Below are 12,227 nucleotides of genomic sequence, written 5' to 3'. Positions count from 1 at the left end.
TAAGCGCGAGGGAGTATCTGGGTGTCGGAGCAGAATTTTGACATAGTCGTTCTCGGCGGAGGAAGTGGAGGGTATGCGGCGGCGCTGCGTGCCGTGCAACTCGGTTTCACCGTCGGACTGGTCGAGAAGGGCAAGCTCGGCGGCACCTGTCTCCACCGTGGATGCATCCCCACCAAAGCACTGCTGCACGCGGCTGAAGTTGCGGACGTCAGCCGGGAGTCATCGAAGTTCGGTGTCACGACAACCTTCGAGGGCATCGACGTCGCCGGTGTCACGGCATATCGCGAAGGCATTGTCGCCAGCAAGTTCAAAGGTCTCCAGGGCCTGATCAAGGCCCGCGGCATCACCGTCATCGAGGGCGAGGGCCGACTGGTCTCCCCCACCACCGTGCAGGTCGGCGACGATACGATTGTCGGAAAGAATGTCATCCTCGCGACCGGTTCCTATTCGCGTTCCCTCCCTGGGCTCGAACTCGGCGGACGGGTCATCACCAGCGAGCAGGCGCTCGAGCTCGACTTTGTGCCCAAGAAGGTCGCGGTGCTCGGTGGCGGTGTCATCGGTGTCGAGTTCGCCAGCGTCTGGAAGTCATTCGGCGCAGACGTCAGCATCATCGAAGCCCTCCCTCACCTGGTGCCGAACGAAGAAGAGTCCGTCTCCAAGCAGCTTGAACGAGCCTTCCGCAAGCGCGGTATCGAGTACACGCTCGGTGTTCGTTTCCAGAGCGTCACCCAGAACGACAGCGGAGTTGTCGTCACTCTTGAGAACGGCGCAACTGTCGAAGCAGACCTGCTCCTCGTGGCGGTCGGGCGCGGCCCGTCAACGGCTGGCCTCGGTTTCGAGGAAGTCGGCATCGAGATGGACCGCGGCTTCGTCATCACCGATGAGCGCCTGGCCACGAACGTTCCAGGCGTGTATGCCGTCGGCGACATCGTGCCCGGCCTCCAGCTCGCGCACCGCGGCTTCCAGCAGGGCATCTTCGTCGCCGAGGAGATCGCCGGCCAGAACCCGATCATCGTCGAAGACGTCAACATCCCGAAGATCACCTACTGCGACCCAGAGGTGGCATCCGTCGGCTACACAGAGGCAAAGGCCGGCGAGAAGTTCGGTGCAGACCAGGTGTCGAGTTACGAATACAGCCTCGGAGGCAACGGCAAGAGCGCCATCCTCGGAACAACTGGTTCGATCAAGGTCGTTCGTGTGAAGGATGGCCCCGTGGTCGGCGTGCACATGATCGGCGCTCGCGTCGGTGAACTCATCGGCGAGGGCCAGCTTGTTGTCAACTGGGAAGCATACCCAGAAGACATCGCGCCGCTCATCCACGCACACCCCACTCAGAACGAGGCACTCGGCGAAGCGTTCCTGGCCCTGGCCGGCAAGCCGCTGCACGCCCTCTGAACCGGTGCGGCACTCGATTCTCAGTAAGCTAATGACAGACAATCTGGTTTTGAAGGAGACAATCGCATGAGCGAATCCGTCAGCCTCCCGGCACTCGGCGAGAGTGTCACAGAGGGAACGGTCACCCGCTGGCTCAAGAACGTGGGCGACCGCGTTGAAGTCGACGAGCCTTTGCTCGAGGTGTCGACCGACAAGGTCGACACGGAGATCCCGTCTCCCGTCGCCGGTGTGATCGAAGCGATCCTTGTCCAGGAGGACGAGACCGTGGAAGTCGGCACCGCGCTCGTCACCATCGGTGACGGTTCGGGCGCCGGCGCAGCCCCAGAGGCACCGGCTGCTGAGGCACCGGCCGCTGAAGCACCCACTGCTGAGGCACCGGCTGCTGAAGCACCGGCTGCCGAGGCTCCCGCTGCCGAAGCCCAAGCAGCACCCGCACCCGAAGCGGCACCCACCGCTGCTCCCCAGGCCCAGGCACCCGCCGCCGTGGAGGTGCCATCGACCGACGCCCCGGCACCTGCAGAGGAGACGGCCGCACCAGTGGCGCCGCCGTCGCCAGCTCCCGCCCCGCCGGCACCCGCGGCTCCAGCACCCGCAGCTCCAGCTCCCGCAGCGCCGGCACCCGCAGCACCGGCCCAAGAGGCCGCTCCCGCCGCACCGGCAGAAGCCACCGCTCCAGCGCCGAGCCGGGGTTCGCACGCCGGTACGTCCGGCTACGTGACGCCGATCGTGCGCAAGCTCGCCAATGAGGCCGGCGTCGACCTGTCGACTGTCACCGGAACCGGAGTCGGTGGCCGCATCCGCAAACAGGACATCACTGCGGCCACATCGGATGCCGGTGGCACCGAGAAGGTCGCCGTCGAGGTATCCGAACTCCGCGGGACAACGCAGCCGATGTCGCGCCTCCGCAAGGTGGTCGCTGAACGCGCCGTCATCTCGATGCAGACGTCGGCGCAGCTCACCACCGTTGTCGAGGTCGACGTCACACGTGTCGCCAGACTGCGCGACAGGGTGAAGGCGGACTTCCAGTCCAAGACCGGCAACAAGCTGTCATTCCTGCCGTTCTTCGCGCTTGCTGCCGCGGAAGCCCTTCAGGCGTACCCGATCGTCAACGCGACGATCGACGGGGATTCGATCGTGTATCCGGCACAGGAGAACATCAGCATCGCGGTCGACACCGAGCGTGGCCTGCTGACTCCGGTGGTACGCAACGCAGCCGAACTCGACCTTGCCGGGTTCGCCGCGCAGATCGCCGATCTCGCGGAGCGCACCCGCGACAACAAGCTCAAACCAGACGAGCTCGCCGGCGGCACCTTCACTCTGACCAACACCGGGTCGCGTGGTGCCCTGTTCGATACTCCCGTTGTGTTCCTGCCGCAGAGTGCGATCCTGGGTACCGGGATCGTCTACAAGAAGGCTGCTGTCGTCACAAACGACGGCTTCGACTCGATCGCCATCCGTTCCAGCGTCTACCTCGCGCTCTCGTACGACCACCGCATCATCGACGGAGCCGACGCCGCGCGTTTTCTCACCACGATGAAACAGCGCCTCGAAGCGGGAGCATTCGAGGCAGACCTGGGGATCTGAGTCCTGCCGGGTTCACTGTCTCTCGGTTAATACCCGAAGATCTCACGAATGCCCCAACCGGCCTCGCCCTTGACCACAAGGACCGAGGCCGGTTCGCTGTGCATCTCCTTCCCGTTCAGCGGTGAACTCGGCTCCAGGGCGATGAGGGCTGAGTCACCGGTGCGTTCCACGAGGCTGAGGGTGTAACCCGTCGGATCGCCGATCACCGATGCTTGTGGCGCCGCGGTGGTCTCCCCGGCGTCAGCACCCTGCGCGAGCCGGTATCGATCCGTTGCGAGGGCCGCGGAACCGGCCTGGTCGACGGTATCCAGGCAGGCAACGGATGCGCCGGACAGACACTCATTACGCGCCCGCAGCAGCTCTGACGTTGCGGCCACCGGTTCGTCGCCGCCGACGGCATCAGCGTCATCCTTCGACGCGCTGCCGTCTGGGTCGGCCGGGTCGGTGGTCGCAGCAGGGTGCGGGTCTCCCGCTGCAGAGACCGGAGGATCGGCAGAGGCCGGAGGATCAGCAGAGGCCGGAGGATCAGCAGAAGCCGATGACGCCGCGTGCGGCGGATCGGCCTGACTCGACTGCCCAGCGGGCGGAATAAGGGTCAGTGCCAGAACGACGATAGCAGCCGAGATGCAGCCCGCGACCACGAGCGAACGACGACGAGGGCCAAGAGCCGCCTGCAATAGCGTCTTCACCGTCGTCATCGGCCGGGCGTCCACAAGCCTCGCCGCGACTGGGCCGTCAGTGCCGGCGCGATGGGTGGCTTCGGTGCCGGCGCGGCTTGTGCCTTCGGTTCCGGTGGCGGCCGCAGCCTGCTGCCAGGGTGCGCCGGCGGCATATGGCGGCGCGTTGACTCTGCTCGCAACTGCACGCGTCCCGTCCGAATCGGAAATCATGCCCATGCCGACGGGAGCGGCAGGCGACCACTCGAACAGTCGGCGTTCCAGTTCGTCCAGGCACGGCTCGAACGGGATCTTCGTTGCGGCCATCTCGAACCACGCGGCGACCGCTTCTGCGCGCCTTCCGTCTGAATCGCCGGACTTCAGATGGTCGAAGACGCTGCGGATGAGCACCGTGAGCCGACCGTAGTCGGCGCGAATCAGATCGTTCTGCGCCGCATCCAGTTCACGGAGGCCACCGAGCGCCGTGAGCAGAGGGCGACCAGAGCCCGTCACGTGCACCGCTGCCTGGCTGAGGGTGGTGTGCGCGAAGCCGGCCGCATGGAGGCCGGCGACAGCGACGATGATCGGAGCGAGGAGGGTCACCGCCTCCCCCGCTGCAAGACTGTCGCGAGCGGCGAGCACTGCGGGTAGGGAACGACCGTCGAGGCGTTCGAGAACGATGCACACTCCCTCGTCTGGCATTGTCGCCAGGTCGAGAAGGGCCGCCAGCCCGTCACCGCCGACGGCGACCCGCGCCCGGATCTCCCGATCGATCGAGTCCGACTCGACCTGTGGCCGGAAGACCTTCACTGCAACGCCGGCTGGGCCAGTAGACGGTGACACCCCAGGGTCGAGCGCGTGGCCGAGAAACACCTCAGAACGTTCCCCCACGCCGAGTTTCCGAATCAGGCGATATCCGGCGATGATGTCGAACCGCGGCGAAACTTCCATGTCAGAATCCTGCCGCTCCGCTTCCGCGCGCAGCGAGTCAGAGCCTCAATCTGTGGAGAACTCCGTGTGCAGATGCCCTGTGGAGGGTTGCCCCGTGGAGAGCCTAGACTGGCGGAATGCTCGACATTATCGTCGCGGGGCTAAGCGCCAACTCCGTGCCGTATACCGAGGGCCTTGAGCTCCAGCGCGCCGTCCATCGTTCAGTTGTCTCCGGCGAGAGGCCTGACACGGTCATCCTGCTCGAACATCCCGCTGTCTACACCGCGGGCAAACGCACCGAGCCCCACGAACGCCCCTCAGACGGAACCGCCGTCATCGACGTGGATCGCGGAGGCAAGATCACCTGGCACGGTCCAGGCCAGCTGGTCGGCTATCCGATCCTGCGATTGGATGAGCCCGTTGACGTCGTCGGGTATGTGCGCAGGCTGGAGGGCCTGCTCATCGGTGTCCTGGCCGGGTTCGGAATCGATGGCCGCCGCGTCGCAGGTCGCTCGGGAGTCTGGGTCGGACCGGTTGGGCTCGAAGACAAGATCGCGGCCATCGGCATCCGGGTCGCCGAAGGCGTCACCATGCATGGCTTCGCGCTGAACTGCAGCAACTCGCTCGCACCATACGGCCGAATCATCGCCTGCGGCATCGCCGATGCCGGCGTGACCACCATGTCAGTGGTTCTGGGCCGCACCGTTGACACCGCAGAACTGATCGAGCCGCTCAGTAACGCGTTCACCAGCACGAGCCTGGAGGTGGCAGCATGAGCGCCGTACCGGAAGGGCGACGGATGCTGCGGCTCGAGATCCGCAATGCAGAGACCCCGATCGAACGGAAACCGGACTGGATCAAGACGAAGGCCAGGATGGGCCCGGAATACCAGCAGCTCCAGCAGCTCGTGAAGAGCGAGAATCTGCACACCGTGTGCCAGGAAGCCGGATGCCCGAATATCTTCGAGTGCTGGGAAGACCGGGAGGCGACCTTCCTGATCGGCGGGTCCCAGTGCACCAGGCGGTGCGACTTCTGCCAGATCGACACGGGAAAACCGGCAGACTTCGACCGCGATGAGCCCAGGCGAGTCGCCGAATCCGTTGTCGCGATGCAGCTGCGCTATGCCACCGTCACCGGCGTCGCCCGCGACGACCTGCCGGATGAAGGTTCCTGGCTTTACGCCGAGACCATCCGCGAAATCCACCGGCAGAGCCCAGGCACTGGCGTTGAGATCCTGGTCCCTGACTTCTCGGGCAATCCAGACCACCTGGCCGAGGTGTTCTCGGCCACGCCGGAGGTCTTTGCCCACAACGTCGAGACGGTGCCGCGAATCTTCAAGCGCATCCGGCCCGCGTTCCGCTACGACCGTTCGCTCGACGTCATCACCCAGGGCCGGAACGCCGGACTGATCACCAAGTCGAATCTCATCCTGGGGATGGGAGAAGAACGTGCAGAGGTAAGCCAGGCTCTGCAGGACCTGCACGATGCGGGCACTGACATCATCACGATCACCCAGTACTTGCGGCCAAGTCCCCGGCACCTGCCCGTTGCCAGGTGGGTGAGACCGGAAGAGTTCGTCGAGCTCAAGGAGGAAGCGGAGGAGATCGGTTTCCTCGGTGTGCTGTCTGGACCGTTGGTGAGATCGTCGTATCGCGCCGGCCGGCTCTGGGCGCAGTCGATGCTCGCAACCGGTCGCGAAGTTCCAGCTGAGCTCCGCCATCTCGCCGACGCCACAACCGGTTTTGCGCAGGCCGTCTCGTGACCGAACAGTCACGAACCCGGACCCGGACTCGGTAGTCTTAGAACCATGGCACGCAGCAAGGACAAGTCTCCCCGCACCCCGAAAGAACACGGCCGCCTGAAGCAAATGTGGCAGGTGTTCCAGATGACGAGGCGCTACGACTCGAACATCGTGTTGTTCATGATTCTCGGCTTCCTGGTGCCGGTTGCGATCGGCATTGCGCTTGCCCTGATCTTCTCCCCGGAGAACGGGCTCACGATCGCACTCTGGATCGTTGCCGGCGTGCTCGGCGGCGTGCTCGCGATGCTGATCATCCTCGGCCGTCGGGCGGAGAAGGCCGCGTACTCTCAGATCGAAGGCCAGCCGGGCGCAGTGGGTGCGGTGCTTCGCAGTTCGCTGAAGCGCGGCTGGGTCGGCAGCGAGATGCCGGTTGCCGTCAACGGCAAGACCCAGGATGCCGTCTACCGGGCCGTCGGCCGCGGCGGCGTTGTGCTGATCGGTGAGGGTCCACAGACCCGCACCACGCGCATGGTCGAGGAAGAACGGCGCAAAGTCGCCAGGATCGGCGGTAATGTCGCCGTAACCGTCATTTCCGTCGGACCGGATGAGGATGCCGTGCCGCTGCACAAGCTGTCACGTCGATTGACCAAGATCAAGAACTCCCTGACAAAGGCCGAGGTGCTGGCCGTCAACAACCGGCTGAATTCACTGAAGGACAAGGGCCTGCCGATCCCGAAGGGTGTCGACCCGATGAAGGCGCGCCCGCAGCGCGGCAAGCAGGCGGGTTAGCGAAGCACACCCTCGCCGAACCGCGAGAAATCGTCAGAAGCGGATGAGGACCGTTCCCGCTACCTTGTCGTGGAATCCGCGCTGGTCGGAGTCCCACACCAGGGCGGGGATCACGATCCCGAGCAACACAGAGCGCACGACCGGCCGCCAGAGGCCGACCCACCCGCCGACAAGGGGCACAATCCGCAGGCCGAAGAGGCGATGCCCGATGCTGCCACCGATCGTGGGAATGAAAAGGATCTGCATCACGACGAAGATCAGCGAGGTCGCGAACGGATTGTACGAGAAGAAGATCATCGAGGCGGCGACGGCCAGCCCCCAATCGATGGCCAGCGCGCCCAATCGCCTGCCGACGCGGGCGACTGACCGTGGCCCGGCATCCGGAAGACCCAGCCGTTCACCCGGCCATTTGCTCGGGGGGAGCTGGCCGAAAGTGGTGGGTTTTGAGGCGGATGCTGGCACAGTTCGATTCTATCGACGTGGCCAGTCGCGTAACATGCAGGAAACATCAGCGTCACGGTCGAGTAACGCCACGGGTCTAACCTCAGGCATGGCCGCAATGCGCGACTAACTGATCCACACCATTTGGAGTACACCCCGCATGTTCCGCGATTCGTCAGAAGTGCTCTCGTTCATCAAGGACACCGACGTCAAGTTCCTTGACATCCGATTCACCGACCTTCCCGGCGTGCAGCAGCACTTCAACATCCCGGCTTCCACGGTCGACGAAGAGTTCTTCACGGTCGGCCAGCTGTTCGACGGCTCCTCGATCCGCGGTTTCGCGTCGATCCACGAGTCGGACATGCAGCTCATTCCCGACGTCAGCACGGCATACATCGACCCGTTCCGCGCCGAGCGCACCCTCATCATGCTGTTCGACATCTACAACCCGCGCAACGGCGAGATCTACTCCAAAGACCCCCGTCAGGTCGCCAAGAAGGCAGAGAAGTACCTCGCATCGACCGGCATCGCCGACACCGCGTTCTTCGCCCCAGAAGCCGAGTTCTACATCTTCGACGATGTGCGCTACGAAGTGAACCAGCACTCCAGCTTCTACGCCGTCGATTCCAGCGAGGGCGCCTGGAACTCCGGCCGCACGGAGGAGGGCGGCAACCTCGCAAACAAGACTCCATTCAAGGGCGGCTACTTCCCGGTCAGCCCGGTCGACCAGCACGCCGACCTGCGTGACGACATCTGCCTGAAGCTGATCGACTCCGGGCTGATCCTTGAGCGCAGCCACCACGAGGTGGGCACGGGCGGACAGGGCGAGATCAACTACCGCTTCGACACCATGGTCCACTCGGCAGACGACATCCTGAAATTCAAGTACATCGTCAAGAACACGGCGAATGAGTGGGGCAAGACGGCGACGTTCATGCCGAAGCCGCTGTTCGGCGACAACGGATCAGGTATGCACACGCACCAGTCGCTCTGGGCAGACGGCAAGCCGCTGTTCTATGACGAGGCCGGCTACGGCGGGCTGTCCGACCTTGCCCGCTGGTATATCGGGGGCCTGCTCAAACACGCCCCCGCTGTTCTCGCCTTCACCAACCCGAGCATCAACTCCTTCCGCAGGCTGGTGCCTGGCTTCGAGGCCCCGGTCAACCTGGTGTATTCCGCCGGCAACCGTTCCGCGTGCATCCGTATCCCGATCACGGGAACGAACCCGAAGGCCAAGCGCATCGAGTTCCGCGTTCCAGACGGCTCAAGCAACCCCTACCTCGCGTTTGCGGCTCAGTTGATGGCCGGCCTCGATGGGATCAAGAACCGCATCGAGCCTCACGAACCGATCGACAAAGACCTCTACGAGTTGCCGCCTGAGGAAGCCAAGAGCATCCCCCAGCTGCCGGCCTCGCTCGAAGCCGCATTGGCCGCGCTCGAAGCAGACCATGACTTCCTGCTCGCCGGAAACGTGTTCACGCCTGAGCTCATCGAGACGTGGATCGACTTCAAGCGCGAGCACGAGCTCAAGCCGCTCGCACAGCGCCCGCACCCGTTCGAGTTTGAGCTCTACTACGGGGTGTAGGTCGCAGTGATGACGGGGCGGTGTCCGGAAACGGATGCCGCCCCTTCACCATCTCAGCCTCCGGACGGACCAGGCCGCACTACCGGGCCGTAGAACTCGCGCTCGAAGACAGCGCGGGCGCGGCGGGTGAGCCCGAGGTAGTCCTCCTCGAGTTGGTAGGCGGAACCGGGCGGGTACAACATCACCCGCGCCACACCCTCCAGCTGCGTGCGGTCACTCGGCAGCACGTCGGCGGTCCTGTTGGTCCACAGTGTGATGGCCGACCGGGCTCTGGAGGCGAACACCCACGCGGCCTGCAGGATATCGGCATCCTGCTCGCTCACCAGTCCGGCTACGGTCGCCTCGTGAAGGGCGACCATGGTCGATGTGGTGCGCAGCGCCGGAATCGCGTCGGCGTGCTGTAGCTGCAGCAACTGTACAAACCACTCGACATCGCTGAGCGAACCGCGTCCGAGCTTGAGATGCAGCTGAGGGTCCGCCCCCTGCGGGAGCCGCTCGTTCTCGACCCTTGCCTTGATCCGCTTGACCTCACGCACGTCATGGTCGCTGATCTCGACCGGATATCGCACAGAATCTGCAACGGCCGTGAAATCAACCAGAAGTGCCGCGTCACCCGCCACGCCCTGCGCTCGCAGCAACGCCTGAGCCTCCCACGTCAGCGACCAGCGCCGATAGTAGGCGGCATACGAGTCGAGGGAACGCACGACGACGCCGTTCTTCCCCTCCGGCCTGAGATCGACGTCAAGGTCCAGCGGCAGGCGATTGTCGTCTGTGAGGCGATTGAGTTCCCGCACGATGGCCTTGGCTCGTTCGTGGGCCGCCTCGCCCTCTAGCGTCCCATTGCGGAACACGTACATGACGTCGGCGTCAGACCCGAATCCCAGTTCCGCCCCTCCGAATCGCCCCATGGCGATCACCGCGAACTCGATACCGTCGGGTGGGGCGTCCCCCTCCGCAGGATTCAGAGCCGCTCCCCTGATGGCAGCGAGCACCGCCTGCACGAAGGTGGCGTTCACGTTGGTGAGTCCGGCGGCCAGCTCGGCGACCGTGAGCTCACCGAGGATCGCCGAGAACGCGAGCCGAAGCATCTCCCGTCGTCTGGCCGTTCTCAGTGTCGCCGCCGCGGCATCCGGTCTCTCATGCCTGGAAAGCACGGCGCGCGCCTCGGCCTGGAGGGTGGCAAGCGGACGCGGACGAAGGTCTGCCTTTGATTCGAGCCAGGCCACCGACTCGGGAATGGCCTCAAGAAGTTCACCGACGAACCGTGAACCGGAGAGCACGGTGGTGAGCCGCTCTGCCGCACCGGATGAGTCGCGCAGCATCCGCAGGAACCAATAGGTCGACCCGAGATGGTCGCTCAGTCTGCGAAACGCCAGAAGGCCGTAATCGGGATCAGTTCCATCCGAGAACCACTGCAGCATCACCGGCAGCAGGTGTCGCTGAATGGCTGACCGACGCGACACTCCCCCGGTGAGCGCTGCAATGTGGGCCAGGGCTCCCTTCGGATCCCGGAAGCCGATCGCGGCCAGTCTGGCTTCCGCCTGGGCGCTGGTGAGGCCGAGTCCGTCTGGCAATGCCGCCACGGCTGAGAGGAGAGGCCGGTAGAACAGCCGCTCGTGAAGGCCCCGAACGCGCCGTTTCGTCGCCCCCCAGACGTCCTGAAGCCCCGACGCAGCGGTCGCGAGGCCTGACGCCCTGGCCAGGACCCTCAGTGAGTCTTCGTCGCGGGGCACCAAGTGGGTGCGGCGCAGTTTCGACAGCTGGAGACGGTGCTCCATCAGGCGCAGTACCCGGTAGTCGTGAGCGAACTCTGCGGCCTCAGCGCGTCCGATGTAGCCGGCCGCCGCCAGGGCACCGAGCGCGGGGATGGTGCCGGCCTGCCGCACATCCGGGTCGCTCTGGCCGTGGACCAGCTGCAGGAGTTGCACGGTGAACTCGATGTCGCGAAGGCCACCTGGGCCGAGCTTCAGCTGCACATCGACCTCGTCGTCTGGGATGTTGTCTGTGACCCGTTCGCGCATGAGCTGAACGGACTCGACGAAATTCTCCCTGGCAGCACTCGACCACACCTTCGGGGAGATGGAGTCCAGGTAGCGGTCGCCGAGATCCTTGTCGCCGGCCAGCGGTCTCGCCTTCAGGAGCGCCTGGAACTCCCAGCTCTTTGCCCACCGGTCGTAGTAGGCCACGTGCGACTCCAGGGTGCGAACGAGGGCTCCGTCCTTGCCCTCCGGCCGCAGGTTCGGGTCCACCTCCCAGAGACCCGGTTCGTGCGCCGCCTCGTCGATTCCCCGCATCATCAGGATGGCGAGCCGCGTGGCGATGTCGATTGCCCTCGAGTTGCCGAGTCCGGCTTCCTCATCGCCTTCCGCAACGAAGATGACGTCGACGTCGCTGACGTAGTTGAGTTCGCCGGCTCCAGCCTTCCCCATACCGATGACGGCAAGCCGGGTTGCCGCCACTTCACCGGTCGGAAAGACCCCTGGGCCGGCAACGTCTCCGCTCGACATAGTCCTGGCGACGGCCAGCGCCGCTTCGAGGGCGGCGGCCGACAGATCTGCCAGGCAGCGGCCGATCTCATCGACGCCGGTCACCTGGTCGGCCTGGTCGAGGTCGAAGGAGGCGATCTGGGCGAGCCTCCTTCGATATCGAACGCGAAGAGCGACCCACGCCTCATCGTCGACCTTCGTTGCGAATCCATCGCGCGCACCGACCGAATCGAGGAGATCTGCAGACAGCTCTGCAGCATCCGGAAGTCGGGTGATGGCCTCGGCCAGGGCATCAAGCTGTTCCGGATGACGCTGGAAGAACTCGGCAAGACCGGTGGAGGCTCCGAGCACCCGCACAAGCCGAAGCGCCGTTTCCTTCACCGTAAGAGCGGCGAGTGCTTCGTCTGGGGCGTCACGCAGAAGGGAGACCAGTGCGCCGAGGGCGTCATCGGGGCTGGCCGCCTGCCCAAGCAGGGGGAGCAGCTCCGCGGACTCTGGGCCACCGAGCGAGGCAACTTCTTCCAGGCGCGGCCGTGCGTCGTCAAGACGGACAAATCCGGTTCGCGCGAGTTCGGTCAGTGTGAGCTGCTGCCTGGCCATCTACTCTGCCTGCTCTTCTC

9 protein-coding genes are annotated in these 12,227 nt (G+C 64.9%); 6 read left to right on the top strand and 3 right to left on the bottom strand.

Annotated features, from left to right (window positions below; all coding sequences use genetic code 11):
• Positions 1 to 21 precede the first annotated feature (21 nt).
• Positions 22 to 1,395, top strand: coding sequence for a dihydrolipoyl dehydrogenase (gene lpdA / locus K323_RS0104120; protein WP_022884020.1), 1,374 nt, complete (start codon positions 22 to 24; stop codon positions 1,393 to 1,395).
• Between the two features lie 66 nt (positions 1,396 to 1,461).
• Positions 1,462 to 2,979, top strand: a complete 1,518-nt coding sequence (locus K323_RS0104115; protein WP_022884019.1) for a 2-oxo acid dehydrogenase subunit E2 — start codon at positions 1,462 to 1,464, stop codon at positions 2,977 to 2,979.
• A gap of 26 nt (positions 2,980 to 3,005) precedes the next feature.
• Here the strand turns inward: K323_RS0104115 and K323_RS0104110 are convergent, their stop codons facing one another.
• The gene (locus K323_RS0104110) at positions 3,006 to 4,586 is read right to left on the bottom strand and encodes a serine/threonine-protein kinase (RefSeq protein WP_022884018.1); all 1,581 of its coding nucleotides are present in this window, start codon (positions 4,584 to 4,586) and stop codon (positions 3,006 to 3,008) included.
• A gap of 116 nt (positions 4,587 to 4,702) precedes the next feature.
• Between K323_RS0104110 and lipB the strand changes: the two genes are divergently transcribed.
• The 3 genes from lipB to K323_RS0104095 are packed head-to-tail and all read left to right on the top strand — an operon-like array spanning position 4,703 to position 7,095.
• Positions 4,703 to 5,341, top strand: a complete 639-nt coding sequence (gene lipB, locus K323_RS0104105) for a lipoyl(octanoyl) transferase LipB (RefSeq protein ID WP_022884017.1) — start codon at positions 4,703 to 4,705, stop codon at positions 5,339 to 5,341.
• Entirely contained in the window at positions 5,338 to 6,327 is a 990-nt protein-coding gene (gene lipA, locus K323_RS0104100) for a lipoyl synthase (RefSeq protein WP_022884016.1), read from the top strand. The genes lipB and lipA overlap by 4 nt, the downstream gene beginning before the upstream one ends.
• 45 nt (positions 6,328 to 6,372) lie before the next feature.
• Positions 6,373 to 7,095: a DUF4191 domain-containing protein gene (locus K323_RS0104095; protein WP_022884015.1), complete on the top strand. Its 723-nt coding sequence runs from the start codon at positions 6,373 to 6,375 to the stop codon at positions 7,093 to 7,095.
• 33 nt (positions 7,096 to 7,128) lie between these two features.
• Here K323_RS0104095 and K323_RS0104090 read toward each other — a convergent pair whose 3' ends face one another.
• Complete coding sequence (locus K323_RS0104090; protein ID WP_022884014.1) at positions 7,129 to 7,557, bottom strand: RDD family protein; 429 nt, start codon at positions 7,555 to 7,557, stop codon at positions 7,129 to 7,131.
• A gap of 139 nt (positions 7,558 to 7,696) precedes the next feature.
• Here K323_RS0104090 and glnA point away from each other — a divergent pair, with 139 nt between their 5' ends.
• Positions 7,697 to 9,121: a type I glutamate--ammonia ligase gene (gene glnA, locus K323_RS0104085; protein WP_022884013.1), complete on the top strand. Its 1,425-nt coding sequence runs from the start codon at positions 7,697 to 7,699 to the stop codon at positions 9,119 to 9,121.
• 53 nt (positions 9,122 to 9,174) lie between these two features.
• Here glnA and K323_RS0104080 read toward each other — a convergent pair whose 3' ends face one another.
• The gene (locus K323_RS0104080) at positions 9,175 to 12,207 is read right to left on the bottom strand and encodes a bifunctional [glutamine synthetase] adenylyltransferase/[glutamine synthetase]-adenylyl-L-tyrosine phosphorylase (RefSeq protein ID WP_022884012.1); all 3,033 of its coding nucleotides are present in this window, start codon (positions 12,205 to 12,207) and stop codon (positions 9,175 to 9,177) included.
• Between the last annotated feature and the right edge of the window lie 20 nt (positions 12,208 to 12,227).

The organism is Glaciibacter superstes DSM 21135, assembly GCF_000421145.1.
GTDB lineage: Bacteria > Actinomycetota > Actinomycetes > Actinomycetales > Microbacteriaceae > Cryobacterium > Cryobacterium superstes.
This window is presented reverse-complemented; position numbering and strand designations above follow the sequence as displayed.